We start from the raw sequence: 14,526 nt of genomic DNA, 5'->3' as shown, positions 1-14,526 counted from the left end.
CGGCCAGGCTGACCGGCACGGGCGCCGGCGCGGGATGGCGGGGTTCGAGCCTCCCTCTCCGCGCGCGCCGCCGGGGTCAGCCTCAGGAGGTGAGGGCACGGGTGACGGTGTCGGCCATGAGGCGGCCGCGCAGGGTGAGGACGGCGCGCCCGCGCAGGGCGGCCGCACCGTCGAGCAGGCCATCGGCGACGAGTCGTCCCACCACGGGCACGAGCCTCCTCGGCGCGCGCCCGGCGCCGGAGCCCGGCTCATCGCCTCCCCCCTCACCCGGCTCCCCCAGCTCCGCCAGCGCGATGCCCTCGCGCAGGCGGATGCCCAGCATGACCCGCTCCAGGAGCCGGGAGTCGGCGTCGATCACCTCGTGCCCGGCCACGGGGAGCCTTCCGCCGATCACCTGCCCCGCCCAGGCCAGGGGGTGCTTGGCGTTCCACAGGCGCACGTCGCCCAGGTGGCTGTGCGCCCCGGGGCCGGCGCCCCACCAGTCCCAGTCCTGCCAGTAGGCGCGGTTGTGCCGGCACTCGTGGCCGGGCCTGGCCCAGTTGGAGATCTCGTACCACTCGTAGCCGGCGCTCGCCAGGAGGCGGTCGGCCAGCTCGTACTTGGCGGCCTCGTCGTCGTCGCTGGGCATCGGCAGCTCGCCGCGCCGCACCTGGGCCCACATGCGCGTGCCCTCCTCGATGACGAGGCCGTAGGCGCTCAGGTGATCCGGGCCGATCTCCACGGCGGCCTCGATGGAGCGCTCCCAGTCCTCCAGGGACTCCCCCGGCGCGCCATAGATGAGGTCGAGGCTCGTGCTCAGCCCCGCGCGCCGAGCCCAATCGACCACCAGCGGCACGCGGGACGGCTCGTGCGTGCGGTCCAGGACCCTCAGCACATGGGGCACCGCCGACTGCATCCCGAAGGACACCCGGGTGAAACCGCCCTCGGCCAGTGCCACCAGTCCCGCCTCGTCCACCGAGTCCGGGTTCGCCTCGGTGGTCACCTCGGCGCCCTCGGCGAGCCCGAAGGTCTCCCTCACGAGTCCGATCATCTCGACCAGGTCCGAGGGCGGGAGCATCGTCGGGGTGCCGCCGCCCACGAAGACCGTGGCGGCCTGCCGCGCGGGAAGGCCCGCGTCATCCATCGCCGCGCGGGCGGCGCGCAGCTCGGCGGCCAGGGTGCTCACGTAGTCGCCCGCGGAGGCGCCCCGCCCCATGTCGAGGCTCGTGTAGGTGTTGAAGTCGCAGTAGCCGCAGCGCACCCGGCAGTAGGGCACGTGCAGGTAGACGGAGAACGGGCGCGCAGCACCATCAGCGCGCCCCGGCCCCCCTGCCCCGCGCCGGGCTCCCGGCGCCGGCGCGGCCGCCTCGGGGGGCAGGCCGTCGACAAGGGGCGGCCCGACGGGCTGGGCCGGGCTCATGCCCCCGCCTCCCCCATGAGGCCGGCGGGGCGGGTGGCGCGGGAGGCGTCGCCCGCGGGCCATCGGGCCGCGATCTGCCCGCAGACCGTCATGAGCGCGAGCGCCGCCACCACGACGGCGAACGGCGCCTCCCAGCCCCCGGTCGCCTCGCGCGTCCAGCCCAGGACGATCGGTCCCACCGCGGCGGCGCAGTAGCCCGCCGTCTGGATCAGCGCCGTGGTGCGCCGGTTGTCATCCAGTGATTCAGCGCGCTGGATGACCAGGGAGAACAGCGCCGCGAAGAACGCGCCCTGCGCGATCCCGGACAAGAGGCACGGCACCAGCCAGGCGGTCGGCGCCACGATCATCGCCACCGGCAGCGCGAGCCAGCAGGCGCTCAGCACCCCCATCACGCGCGCGTCGGACCAGCCCAGGGCCTCAAGCATGAGGGGCACGAGCATCGGGCCCACGATCCCGGTCATCGCGAACACCGAGGACGCCAAGCCCGCGGCGGACTCGCTCATCCCGGCGGTCTGCGCGAGCGCCGTCGGCAGCCAGCCGGAGATCGCGTAGAAGGAGAAGACGTGCCCGGTGAAGGCCAGCGCCATCACCCAGGTCAGCGGACGGCGCCACGCGGGCCCGGCCGCCGTCGCCCGCCCCGAGGCGCCGGCGGCCCCATGACCGCCCCCGGCGCCCTCGTGGCCCCCGCTGGTCAGAGAGCGCTCCCCCACCCAGGCGCTCATGCCCGAGCGCCGCCGCAGGCTCTCGCGCGGCGCGGTCGAGCCCGGCGGGTAGGCCCACCACCAGGCAGCCGCCGCCAAGGCCACGGGGACCACGGTCCACGCCAGGGCGGAGCCGCGCCAGCCGATCACCGCGGCGAGGGGGACGGCCAGCGCCGTCGCGGCCGTGACGAGGACATTGCAGGTGGCCGAGTACAGGCCCGTCATGAGGGAGGCCCGGTGCCAGAAATCCCGTCCGATGACCATCGGCGCCACGAGGTTGCCGATCGTCAGCCCCGCGCCGATGAGCACGGTCCCCGCGAAGGCCGCCGCCGCGCCCCCGGCGGAGCGGAGCACGGCCCCGGCGACCACCGCGCCCATCATCACCAGGCCCGAGGCATTGACCCCCATCCGCATCACCGCGACGGAGGCCACCGGGGTGAGCAGGCCGAAGCAGAGCACCGGCACGCTGGTGAGCGCCCCGCGCGCCGCCCCGGACAGGCCCAGATCATCGCCCAGGCGCGGCAGGAGCGGCGGGATGACGCCCACTGGCACCCGCACGACGGCGCAGAGGCCCAGGAAGCCGAGCACGATGATGGCGAGCCACGCCCGCCTGGGCACTCGGGCCCCGCTCATGGGGTCACCGGCCCGTCAGCCCCTCGGGCGCGAAGAGCCTGGGGGCGCCGTCGTCCAGGCGCTCCAGCGCGGTAGGGCGGGCGGCCGGGATCCATTGCTCCTCGGTGCGCACCGCCGTCAGGTCCCGGATCGTGCGGCCCTCGTCGATGCCTCGCCGCTCGAAACGGGTCATGGCGCGCCCGGCGAAGCGCTCCGACCATCCACCGCGCGCACCCGATGGCGAGCCGGGGTCCACCCCGTTGCCCATGTCCCCGGCGACGGCGGTAGCCGCGCCCAGGTCGGGGCGCGCACCGGCGTCGTCGTAGCGGAAGTAGGGGCCGGTGGAATCGGGCTCGATGCCCTCGGGAAGGGCGGAGGCCTCCTCCAGGACGTCGCGCATCTGCCAGGCGTAGTCCGCCCAGTCCGTGGCCAGGCGCCACACGCCGCCGGGGCGCAGCACCCGGGCCACCGAGTCGGCGAACGCGGCGCTCACCAGGCGGCGCTTGCGGTGCCGGGCCTTGCGCCACGGGTCGGGGAAGAACACCCACACCTCGCTCGCGCAGCCCACGGGCAGGGCGGTGGCCAGCAGCTCGGCGCCGTCGGCGGGCACGACGCGCGCATTGCGCAGGCCCTGGCGGTGGATCGAGGTGACGAGCCGGGCGATCGCCGTCTCCCACACCTCGACGGCCAGGTGGTCGACCCCCGGGTGGGCGGCGGCGTGGGCGAGGATGGCCTCCCCCGAGCCCGAGCCGATCTCGACGATGAGGGGGCGGGCCGAGCCCTGGTGGCCGAACCGCGCCTCGGGATCGAGGCGGAGGCCGGGGGCCACGGTGCGCACGGCGTCGCGCCGGGGCACGTCCACCACGTAGCGGGGGGCGAGCGCTGCCAGGGCCTCGGCCCGCGCCTCGCTCAGGCGCCCGCCGGCGCGGGAGTAGGAACGCACTCGCGAGTGGATCGCGTGGGAGCGCGGTGGGTGCTGCTGCATTGGCCCTTCCCCTCAGCCGACCCGCTCATCAGCGGCGGCGGACACGTACTTGCGAGTGAAACCGGCCAGACGGAGGTTGCCGAAGGCCTCGGAGGCGAGCATCGCCTGGGCGTCGCGCGGGTCGTGGTGGGCGAACCAGCGGCGGCAGGTGACGCGGTGACCGGGGGTGGAGACCACCCGGACCTCGTCGCCGGCGGACACGCTCCCGTCGCGCAGCACGGAGAGGTAGGCGCCCACGCGGGCCCGCTCGGAGAAGACCTCCACCCAGTCGCCACGGCCCATGCCGCGGGCGAAGGTGGGGCAGGGGTTGCGCACGCCGGTGACCGTGACGAGGATGCCGCGCCGCGGGCTCGCCTCGCCGGGCGGGATGGGCCCCCCGGTCCCGCCGGCGGACCGCTCGCTCCCCCGTCCCGGAGCGGCGCCCGGGCCGATGGACAGGATCGCGCCGATCTCGACGTCGTCGATGCCGCCGATGGCGCCCGGCTCGATGAGCATGTTCTCGCCCATGCTCCCGGCGGTGAGGCCGCGCTCGGGTCCGAGCGCCCCGGCCCAGTGGCGGAACTCGGCGGCGTCCATGACGTAGAGGGCCTTGTCGAGGCCGCCGTGATGCTCGCGATCCGCCTGCTGATCCCCCAGCAGGCCCAGGGCATTGACCGCCACGGGGCCGTCGACGGGGGCCTTGTGGATCGCGGAGACGCCTGGGGCGCCGCAGTCGGGGCGCAGGCGCGCCACGACGCAGACGGCGCTGACGGCGCCCACGAGGTCGCCGTCGGAGAAGGGCGAGGGCTCGTCGCGGTGGCGCCCATCGGCGCCCGCGTGCGGCTCGCCCAGCACCCGGGCGAGCCCGCGGGTGAGGACCAGGTCAGCGCCGTCGTCCCTCATGACTTCCTCCTGCTCCCCGCGGCCCGGCGGATCGGATCGCCGAACCGCTGTCCGCGATTCTTCCTACTTGCCGTCCTTGCCGGTGGGGTTGTCCGCACCGAGCGCCGCGATGAAGGCCTCCTGCGGGACGTCGACGCTCCCGATCGCCTTCATCCGCTTCTTCCCCTCCTTCTGCTTCTCCAGCAGCTTGCGCTTGCGGGAGATGTCCCCCCCGTAGCACTTGGCGAGCATGTCCTTGCGCAGGGCGCGGATGGTCTCGCGGGCGATGATCCGCGAGCCGATGGCCGCCTGCACGGGCACCTCGAACTGCTGGCGCGGGATGAGCTCCTTGAGGCGCTTGGTGAGCTTGAGGCCGTAGGAGTAGGCGGCCTCCTTGTGGACGATGGCGCTGAAGGCGTCCACCTTGTCCCCATTGAGGAGGATGTCCACCTTGACCAGGTCCGCGGACTGCTCGCCGTCCATCTCGTAGTCCAGGGAGGCGTAGCCGCGGGTCCGGGACTTCAGGGCGTCGAAGAAGTCGAAGACGATCTCCGCCAGGGGAAGCACGTAGTGCATCTCCACGCGCGTCTCGGAGAGGTAGTCCATGCCCTGCATGGCGCCGCGCCGCGACTGGCACAGCTCCATGACGGTGCCCACGAACTCGCTGGGGGTCAGGATGGTCGCGCGGACCACGGGCTCCTGGACGTCGAGGATCTTGCCCTCGGGGTACTCCGAGGGGTTGGTAACGGTGTGGACGGCGCGGTCCTCGGTGGTGACCCGGTAGACCACGGAGGGGGCGGTAGAGATGATGTCGAGGTTGAACTCGCGCTCGAGGCGCTCCCGGATGATCTCCAGGTGCAGCAGGCCGAGGTAGCCGCAGCGGAAGCCGAAGCCCAGCGCCACGGAGGTCTCGGGCTCGTAGGTGAGGGCGGCGTCATTGAGCTTGAGCTTGTCCAGGGCGTCGCGCAGCACGGGGAAGTCCGAGCCGTCCACGGGGAAGAGGCCGGAGAACACCATGGGCTTGGGCTCCTGGTACCCGGCCAGCGGCTCGACGGCCGGCGCGGCGGCGGAGGTGACGGTGTCGCCGACCTTGGACTGGCGCACGTCCTTGACCCCGGTGATGAGGTAGCCGACCTCCCCGGCGCCCAGGCCCGCCGTGGGACTGGGCTCGGGGCTGATGACGCCGATCTCGAGCAGGTCGTGGACAGCGGTGGTGGAGAGCATCTCGATGCGCTCGCGGGGCTTGAGGGCGCCGTCGACGACGCGCACGTAGGTGACGACGCCGCGGTAGGTGTCGTACACGGAGTCGAAGATCATGGCGCGCGTGGGTCCGGCGGGGTCGCCCACCGGCGCGGGGACGGCCTCGACGATTCGGTCGAGCAGCTCGGGCACGCCGGCGCCGGTCTTGCCGGAGACCTTCAGGATGTCCGCGGGCTCGCAGCCGATGAGCGAGGCGATCTCGTCGGCGTGGCGCTCGGGCTCGGCGGCGGGCAGGTCGATCTTGTTGAGCACGGGGATGATCGCGAGATCGCCCTCGATGGCCATGTAGAGGTTGGCGAGGGTCTGGGCCTGGATGCCCTGGGCGGCGTCGACGAGCAGGACGGCCCCCTCGCAGGCCGCCAGGGAGCGGTTGACCTCGTAGGAGAAGTCGACGTGCCCGGGGGTGTCGATCATGTTGAGGGCGTAGGGGCGGATGGCGCCGTCGGGGCCGGGCGCGCCCCAGGGCATGCGCACGGCCTGGGACTTGATGGTGATGCCGCGCTCGCGCTCGATGTCCATGCGGTCGAGGTACTGGGCGCGCATGTCGCGGGGGGCGACGACGCCTGTGGCCTGGAGCATGCGGTCGGCCAGGGTGGACTTGCCGTGGTCGATATGGGCGATGATGGAGAAGTTCCTGATCAGCGCGGGATCGGTCGCGGCCGGGGTGACGGCGGCGGCCTGCTCGGGCGTGAGGATCGGTGACACGGATGCCTTCCGGACGGGCGCGGCGGGGCGCGCGGAACATACTGGGGTCAGTCTCCCACGCCGTCGCCCAGGGCGGCGCGACCGCGGCCGGATGCGGGCTCGTCGCCCCTGAGATGGTCGGCTGAAGTGGCGAGGTTTGAGGATCGCTCGGCCGAACCAAGGTGGTTGACCGATCAAGGACCGCATGATCCTGCGGATCTGGCCGCTGCTCGCTGGACGCGCGAGGAAAGCAATCCTCAAACCTCGCCATTCCCGTCGGCCGCGGATGGCGCTTCGCGCCTCAGGTGAGGCTCGACTAAGGTGCGAGGCGTGATCGAGCGGATCCACGAGCTCCCCTTCGCCTGGGTGCTCCTCTTCTTCTGGTGCGGCGCCATGGCGCGCTCGAACGCCATGTACTGGGCCGGGCGGTGCCTGGGCGCGGGGGCCTCGCGGAGCCGCTGGGCCCGGATCCTGCGCAGCCCGGCGTACGCGAGCGCCCAGGAGTGGGCGGCGCGCTGGGGCGTCTGGGCGGTCCTCCTCTCCTTCCTCACCATCGGCGCGCAGTCACTCGTTCAGATCTCGGCCGGGGTCGCGCACGTGCCCGTGCCGCGCTACCTGCTGGCCACGGCGGTCGGCGCCCTTCTGTGGGCGGGGATCTACACGACCATCGGCATCGCGGTGCTAGCCGGATGGATGGCCAGCCCCACGGGCCGCTTGATGACGGCCGTGGCGCTGGTGGCCGTGGCCACCGCCATCCTGCTGCGCAGGAGGGGGCCGGGGAGGAGGGCCCCCGCGCGGAGTGAGCCAGGGCCCACGCCTCAGGGAGGCCCGGCGCACAGGGACCGCCGAGGGGAGCGCGACGCCCGCGCCCACCCGCCCCCATCCCACGATATGAGCGCCGCCACGTCGGATTTGCCACCCGCTTCCCGGCTCCCCTAACTTTCCCCCATGACGACGACGCGCGCCCGCCGCTGGTGGTGGCTCCCCTGAGGGCGAGCCGCTGACACGTCGTACCCGACGCCCCGCTCGCCACGAAGGCGGGCGCGAGAGCGCGAGGAGTCCCCGGCCCGCCTTGAGAGCATGACCACCTCTCCAAGGAAAGAGCCCCGCATGAGTACCTCAGACGCCGCCCGGTCGGCCCGCTCGGCCCCGACGCCCCGGGATGCACCGCCCCGGCCCTGGAGGCCTCCCACGCCATCGCCGAGGCGCTGCGGATCGCCCGCGAGCGCCTGTCCTGACCTGCCCCGGGGATGAGCGGATACGATGAGGAGCGATAAGACGCGATGAGGAGCGCAGCATGACTATCACAGGAGCTGCGGGATCGGCGGGGCCCGCGGATCCCATCCGGCCCACCGAGCCCACGGTGCTGACCCGCGGGGTCCGCTACCCCCACGACTCCGGGGCGCTCGTGAGGCGCCTGGCGGAGGCCGGCGCGATCGCCACCACCGCGGATGCCGCGGGCGGCGCCCGCAGGCCGGTGGACGTCGTCCTGCTGGAGAGCGCGGATACCACCACGGGCTCCTCGCGCACAACGGTCCTCATGCTCGAGGCGAGCGCGCGACTGACCTGTGAGAGGGACCAGGTGCTCGTCGAGGCCCTGGACCGGGCCCGGTCCGACGGAGAGGCCGCCGTGGCGCGCATCCGCGCGTCCCTGGCGGATCGCGTCGTCGAGGAGGCGCCCGGACGCCTGGTGGTGCGGATCCCTGCGCCGGCCGACGACGCCGGGATGGAGGAGCGGGAGCGGCTGACGGCCCCCTCGACCCTGGAGCCGCTGCGGGTGCTGGCCTCACAGGGGGTCGAACACCCCCACCTGCCGCTCGTGGCGGGAGTGTTCGCCTTCGACTACCTGGCGGGCTTCGAGCAGCTGCCCCCGGTGGCCGCGGGGCCGAACACCTGCCCGGACTACATGTTCTACGCAGCGCGCATCCTCCTGGTCATCGACCACCCCACCGGTGAGGCGACACTGGTAGGGGCGAGCGTCGACACCGATGACCTCGCGCGCAGGATCGACGAGCTGGCCACCGTCATCGACGCCGCGAGGCCCTCGCCGACCCCGGATGCGGGCGGGCCGGCGCCGGTGGTGGGAGGCGCCGACCCAGTGGCCGGCCCAGCCGCCCGCCCGGTCGCCCGCGCCGTGCCGAGCGTCTCGGACAGCGATTTCGCGGGGCTCGTGGCCGGGCTCCAGGAGTCGATCGCCGCCGGGGACGTCTACCAGGTGGTTCCGTCGAGGGCGTTCACGATCGACTGCCCGGACGCGCTGGAGGCCTACCACGCGCTGCGCGAGTCGAATCCGAGCCCCTACATGTTCTACGTGGCGGCTCCCGGCTTCGAGCTCCTGGGCGCCTCCCCCGAGTCCGCCCTGCTGCACAGCGCGGCCACGGGCGAGGCGGCCATCCGGCCCATCGCCGGCACGCGGCCGCGCGGGCTGGCCCCGGACGGCTCGGTGGACCACGAGCGGGATACGCGCCTGGAGCTGGAGCTGCGCACGGACGCCAAGGAGATCGCCGAGCACGTCATGCTCGTGGACCTGGCGCGCAACGACGTCGCCCGAGTCAGCGCGCCGGGCACCCGGCGAGTGCGCGAATTGCTGCGCGTGGACCGCTACAGCCGCGTCATGCACCTGGTCTCGGAGGTGTCCGGGCAGCTGGACCCGGGCCTGGACGCCCTGGACGCCTTCCGCGCCTCGATGACGATGGGCACGCTCACCGGCGCGCCGAAGCTGCGGGCCGCCGAGCTCATCCGCGCCACCGAGGGCGTGCGACGGGGCTCCTACGGGGGCTCGGTGGGCTACTTGCGTGGCGACGGCGAGTTCGACACCTGCATCGTCATCCGCTCGGCCTTCGTGACGGACGGGCGGGCCCTGGTGCAGGCCGGCGCGGGCGTCGTCGGCGCCTCCGATCCGGCCGCCGAGGCGGCCGAGACCGTCCACAAGGCCAGCGCAGTGCTGGCGGCCGTGGCCGCCGCGCGGGGCGCTGAGCTCATCATCGAGACCGGGGAGGCCTGAGATGCGCGTCATCCTGCTGGACAACCGCGATTCCTTCGTCTACAACCTGGTCGACCAATTCGCCTCCCTGGGGGCGAGCATCGAGGTCTACCGCAACACGGTGCCGGCTTCCACGGTCCTGGCCGCGTCGGAGCCGACGGCGCGGGAGGCGGCCGCGGGCCAGCGCCCCGCCCTGGTCCTCTCCCCCGGCCCCGGGCACCCCCGCGATGCGGGCTGCATGATGGAGGTCCTGGGAGCCGCCCTGGAGCGCGGCCTGCCGACGCTGGGCATCTGCCTGGGCTTCCAGGCCATCGTCGAGGCCTGCGGTGGGAGCGTGGGCAGGGTCGAGCCGGTCCACGGCCGATCCACCCGCGCGGAGGTCACCTCCGCCGGGCGCGCCGATGCCGCCTTCGCCGTGCTCGACGGCGGGCCCCTGGATGTCGCCCGCTACCACTCGCTCGGCACCCGCGCCCTGCCCGCCGACCTGGAGTGCCTGGCCCGCACCAGCGACGGGATCGTCATGGCCTCGCGCCACCGACGACGCCCCGCCGTCGGCCTCCAGTTCCACCCCGAGTCCATCCTCACCCCGGCCGGCCCCGCGATCCTGCGGGCCCTCATCGCCGGACTGACCACTACGACCGCAAGCGCAGGAGAGAGCCGATGACGGAGCCGACAACCGTGCCAGAGCCCACCACCCCCCCGGTCCCCCAGGCGTCGGCCGTCGCCGGGGCCGAGGACGCCCACCGACTCCTGCGCGAGGTCATCCAGGGCCGCCGGCTCAGCCGCGAGGAGACCGGTATCGTCTTCGCCGCACTGGGCGCCGGGGACCTCTCCGAGGCCGAGACCGCCGCCCTGCTCGCCGCCCTGCACTCGCGCGGAGAGACCGCCGACGAGGTCGCGGGAGCCGCGAGCGCCTTCCGCCGGGCCGCGCGTCCCTTCCCGGCCGTCGCCTTCCCCCTCGTGGATGTCGTGGGCACGGGCGGCGACGGCGTGGGCACGATCAATATCTCGACGGCCGCCGGCCTCGTCGCGGCGTCGATGGGCATCTCGGTGGCCAAGCACGGCAACCGGGCGGTGTCCTCCAAGACGGGGGCGGCCGACGTCATCGCGGCCCTGGGACTGCCCCTGGACGTGACGGCGGAGCAGGCCGTCGAGCTGCTGGAGCGCGACCACTTCACGTTCCTGTTCGCCCAGGCCTACCACCCGGCGATGAAGCACGTGGCGCCGATCCGCCGGGCCCTGGCCACGCCCACGATCTTCAACGTGCTGGGTCCCCTGCTCAACCCCGCGCACCTGACCTACCAGCTCATGGGCGTGTGGGATCCCTCCATGCTCGACATGATCGCCGAGTCCATGGTCAAGCTCGGCCGCAAGCGCGCCCTCATCGTGCACGGGGCGGGCACCGATGAGATCGCCGTCCACGGCGCCACGCAGGTGCGGGAGGCCACCCCCCGCGGGGTCAAGGCCTACGAGGTCACCCCCGCTGACCTCGGGGTGAGGCGCTGGGAGCTGTCAGACATCCTGGGCGGGCGGGCCGAGGAGAACGCCGCCGCCCTGCGCGAGGCGCTCGCGGGCCGGGGAGAGCCGGCCCACCGCGATGCCATCGCCGTCAACGCCGGCGCCCTGCTCTACCTCGCGGGGCCCGCGGACGACCTCGCCGATGGCACCCGCATGGCTCTGGAGCAGATCGCCTCAGGGGCGGCCGGCAGGCACCTGGACTCCATGACCACCGCGGCGCGGCTGGCGGCCGGCTCCGGGCGGGCCCACGAGAGGAGCGGCGAGAGCAGTGACAGCGCTGAGGAGGAGCGCGCATGAGCACGGGCCCCGCCTCGCGCGGCGCGGCGGCGCGCCCCGAGCGCGCGCCGATGGAGGAGCGCCTCATGGCCACCGGCACGGTGCTGGATGCGATCGTGGCCGGGAGGCGCCGTCGCCTGCCCGAGCTGCGTGAGCGCTTCGGCCACCTGGAGGCCTCGGCCCTGCCCCGCTCCGGGCGCTCCTTCGAGGAGGCCCTGCGGCGCCGCACGGGCCCCGCCGCCAGCCCGCGCCCGGCGATCATCATGGAGTGCAAGGCGGCCTCGCCGTCACTCGGCTCGATCCGGGCCGACTACGACCCAGCCGAGCTGGCCTCCGCCTACGCCCCCCACGCGGCGGCGATCTCCGTGCTCACCGAGCCCGACCGCTTCAACGGCGAGTACGAGGACCTGGCCCGGGTGCGCGCGGCGGTGGGCCTTCCGGTCCTGTGCAAGGACTTCATCGTCGACCCCGTGCAGGTGCTCGCGGCCCGCCACCTGGGGGCGGACGCGATCCTCCTCATGCTCTCCGTGGTGCCCGACGACGTCTACCGGGAGCTGGCGGGGCTGGCGGCCTCCCTGGGCATGGGCGTGCTCACGGAGGTCTCCACCCCCGGCGAGATGAGCCGGGCGGCTGCCCTGGGCGCACGGGTCATCGGCATCAACAACCGTGATCTGCGCACGCTGGAAACGGACCTGGCGCGCACCGAGGAGATGGCGCCCCTGGCGCCGGCCGGGGCCGTCCTCGTGGGAGAGTCCGGGGTCCATGGGCCGGGGGACGTGCGGCGCCTGGCCGGGATCGTGGACGCCCTGCTGGTGGGATCGAGCCTGTCGGGCTCGGCGGATGCCGGGGCAGCGGCCCGGGCGCTCGTCGACGCCGTGCCGCTGCCGGGCAGGCCCTCCGGGGAGCGGGCCGGCGCCGGCTCCCCGGCGCCCGCGGAATCCCCGGTCTCCCCCGCGCTGAGGCGCGCGCGCCTGGCCGAGGTCGCCGCGACGCCGCCGGGCCCGGACGGCCGCTGGGAGCACCCCCGCCTCGACCCCTACTTCGGGGAGTATGGGGGCCAGTTCGTGCCCGAGCTGCTCATCCCCGCGCTGGATCAGTTGGAGGACGCCTTCATCGCCGCGAGCGCGGACCCCGGCTTCACCGCCGAGCTCGACGAGCTCCTGCGGCGCTACTTGGGGCGCCCCACGCCGATGACCGAGCTGCGCAACCTTCCGCTGCGGGGCAATGCGAGGATCCTGCTCAAGCGCGAGGACCTCGTCCACGGCGGCGCCCACAAGGGCAACCAGGTGCTTGGCCAGGCGCTCCTGGCCAAGCGGATGGGCAAGCGGCGCGTCATCGCCGAGACCGGCGCGGGCCAGCACGGCACCGCCACCGCGATGGTCTGCTCGCTGCTGGGCCTGGAGTGCACGATCTACATGGGCGCCACCGACGTCGTTCGCCAGGCCGCCAACGTGGAGCGCATGGAGCTCATGGGCGCGCGGGTGGTGCCCGTGGCCAGCGGCGCGGGCACCCTCAAGGACGCCGTCAACGAGGCGTTGAGGGACTGGACGGCCTCGTTCAAGGACACCCACTACCTGCTGGGCACTGCCGCCGGCCCGCACCCCTTCCCCACGATCGTCCACGCCTTCCACCGGGTCATCTCCACCGAGGCCCGCGCCCAGGCGCTCGCGCTCACGGGGCGCCTGCCCGACGAGGTGATCGCCTGCGTGGGCGGGGGGTCGAACGCCATCGGCATGTTCTCCGACTTCATCGATGACGCCTCCGTGGGGCTCATCGGCGTCGAGCCCGCGGGCGAGGGCCTGGACCGCCGCCACGGGGCGCCGATCAACGCCGGCAGCATCGGGATCCTCCACGGCGCCCGCTCCTACCTCATGCGCGACGACGACGGCCAGGTCGAGGAGTCCTTCTCCGTGTCCGCCGGCCTGGACTACCCCGGGGTCGGCCCTGAGCACGCGCGCCTGGCCGATGCGGGACGGGCCCGATACGTCGGCATCACGGATGAGGAGGCCCTGGAGGCCTTCCGGCTGCTCAGCCGCCATGAGGGGATCATCCCGGCCCTGGAGTCCTCCCACGCCCTCGCCCAGGCCCTCAAGATCGCCGAGGCGGTCCCCGACGGCGCCGAGCCGCCCATCCTGCTCGTGTGCCTGTCCGGGCGCGGGGATAAGGACCTCGACCAGGTGCGGGCCCGCATGGGTGGCTCCTTCAGCGACGACGGCGCGGTGGCCCGGGCGGCCGGGATGCTGCGGCGGATGGGCAAGCGCGGTGAGTACGAGGCCCTGGCCGCCCAGGCCGGGGCCGCCGGCCGGGCGGCGCCCGGAGCGGGCTCGAGTGATGAGAGGGAGCGCTGATGGATCGCTACGAGTCGATGTTCACTGCCCTGCGCGAGCGGGGCGAGGGGGCCTTCGTCCCCTTCGTCATAGTGGGCGACCCCAGCGCGGAGCTGTCCGAGGAGGTCATCGAGGCGCTCATCGCCGGGGGCGCGGACGCCCTGGAGCTCGGGGTCCCGTTCAGCGACCCCGTCGCCGACGGGCCCACGATCCAGCGCGCGCATATCCGCGCCCAGGAGGCCGGGGCTGCCCTGGCCGACTGCCTGGGGGTGGTGGCGCGCGTGCGCCACCACCACCCGGAGACGCCCATCGGCATGCTCATCTACGGGAACGTGCCGTTCGCCGTGGGGCTGGATTCCTTCTACGCCCGGTGCGCCGAAGCGGGGATCGACTCGGTCCTGCTTCCCGATGTCCCCGTACGAGAGTCGCCCGCCTTCTCCGCCGCCGCGGCGCGGGCGGGGATCGCCCCGGTGTACATCGCCCCGCCGTCGGCCGCGCCCCACACGCTCGATGCCGTGGCGAGCGCCTCGCGGGGCTACGTGTACGCGGTCTCGCGCGTGGGGGTCACCGGCGCGGAGCAGGCCGCCTCGACCGCGGGGCTGGCCGAGTCGGTGGCCAGGCTGCGGGCCGGCTCCGCGGCGCCGGTCATGCTCGGCTTCGGCATCTCCCGCCCCGAGCAGGTCGCCGAGGCGATCGCCTCGGGGGCCGATGGAGCGATCTCCGGGTCGGCGACGGTCCAGATCGTGGAGTCGCACGCCCCGGCCATCGCCCAGGCGCGGCCGGGCACCGCCGCGTGGGAGGACGCCGTCGAGGCGATGCGCCAGGAGCTGCGCGGCTTCGTCACCGCAATGAAGGCGGCCACTCGGCCGCGATGAGCCGGCACAGGACGGGGATCGGGGTGCGGACAAGGCCTTGTGACG

11 protein-coding genes are annotated in these 14,526 nt (G+C 74.1%); 6 read left to right on the top strand and 5 right to left on the bottom strand.

What is annotated here, in order from left to right; all coding sequences use genetic code 11:
* Window positions 1–82: 82 nt before the first annotated feature.
* The 5 genes from hemW to lepA all read right to left on the bottom strand — a co-directional run bounded on the left by hemW (window position 83) and on the right by lepA (window position 6,523).
* On the bottom strand, window positions 83–1,399 hold the full coding sequence (hemW, locus tag ABXS69_RS05215; RefSeq protein ID WP_366181462.1) for a radical SAM family heme chaperone HemW: 1,317 nt from the start codon (window positions 1,397–1,399) through the stop codon (window positions 83–85).
* Window positions 1,396–2,733 (bottom strand): MFS transporter, encoded by a 1,338-nt coding sequence (locus ABXS69_RS05210; RefSeq protein WP_366181461.1) that lies wholly within the window; start codon window positions 2,731–2,733, stop codon window positions 1,396–1,398. Before ABXS69_RS05210 ends, hemW begins: the two co-directional genes overlap by 4 nt.
* Before the next feature lie 4 nt (window positions 2,734–2,737).
* On the bottom strand, window positions 2,738–3,697 hold the full coding sequence (gene trmB / locus ABXS69_RS05205) for a tRNA (guanosine(46)-N7)-methyltransferase TrmB (RefSeq protein ID WP_366181460.1): 960 nt from the start codon (window positions 3,695–3,697) through the stop codon (window positions 2,738–2,740).
* 12 nt (window positions 3,698–3,709) lie between these two features.
* On the bottom strand, window positions 3,710–4,579 hold the full coding sequence (locus tag ABXS69_RS05200) for an MOSC domain-containing protein (RefSeq protein WP_366181459.1): 870 nt from the start codon (window positions 4,577–4,579) through the stop codon (window positions 3,710–3,712).
* 63 nt (window positions 4,580–4,642) lie between these two features.
* A complete protein-coding gene (gene lepA, locus ABXS69_RS05195) occupies window positions 4,643–6,523 on the bottom strand; it encodes a translation elongation factor 4 (protein ID WP_366181458.1) in 1,881 nt (626 codons plus the stop codon).
* A gap of 309 nt (window positions 6,524–6,832) precedes the next feature.
* Between lepA and ABXS69_RS05190 the strand changes: the two genes are divergently transcribed.
* From ABXS69_RS05190 to trpA, 6 genes are all read left to right on the top strand, one after another.
* On the top strand, window positions 6,833–7,441 hold the full coding sequence (locus tag ABXS69_RS05190; RefSeq protein WP_366181457.1) for a VTT domain-containing protein: 609 nt from the start codon (window positions 6,833–6,835) through the stop codon (window positions 7,439–7,441).
* Between the two features lie 358 nt (window positions 7,442–7,799).
* Entirely contained in the window at window positions 7,800–9,506 is a 1,707-nt protein-coding gene (locus tag ABXS69_RS05185; RefSeq protein WP_366181456.1) for an anthranilate synthase component 1, read from the top strand.
* Window position 9,507: 1 nt separating this feature from the next.
* The gene (locus ABXS69_RS05180) at window positions 9,508–10,149 is read left to right on the top strand and encodes a gamma-glutamyl-gamma-aminobutyrate hydrolase family protein (RefSeq protein ID WP_366181455.1); all 642 of its coding nucleotides are present in this window, start codon (window positions 9,508–9,510) and stop codon (window positions 10,147–10,149) included.
* On the top strand, window positions 10,146–11,300 hold the full coding sequence (gene trpD / locus ABXS69_RS05175) for an anthranilate phosphoribosyltransferase (RefSeq protein WP_366181454.1): 1,155 nt from the start codon (window positions 10,146–10,148) through the stop codon (window positions 11,298–11,300). Before ABXS69_RS05180 ends, trpD begins: the two co-directional genes overlap by 4 nt.
* A complete protein-coding gene (gene trpB / locus ABXS69_RS05170) occupies window positions 11,297–13,627 on the top strand; it encodes a tryptophan synthase subunit beta (protein ID WP_366181453.1) in 2,331 nt (776 codons plus the stop codon). The genes trpD and trpB overlap by 4 nt, the downstream gene beginning before the upstream one ends.
* Entirely contained in the window at window positions 13,627–14,481 is an 855-nt protein-coding gene (gene trpA / locus ABXS69_RS05165) for a tryptophan synthase subunit alpha (RefSeq protein WP_366181452.1), read from the top strand. Before trpB ends, trpA begins: the two co-directional genes overlap by 1 nt.
* The last annotated feature ends 45 nt before the right edge of the window (window positions 14,482–14,526 follow it).

Source organism: Actinomyces timonensis (assembly GCF_040702965.1).
Lineage (GTDB): Bacteria > Actinomycetota > Actinomycetes > Actinomycetales > Actinomycetaceae > Actinomyces > Actinomyces timonensis_A.
The sequence above is the reverse complement of the archived record's forward strand: the minus strand, read 5'-3'. Positions and strand labels throughout refer to the sequence as shown.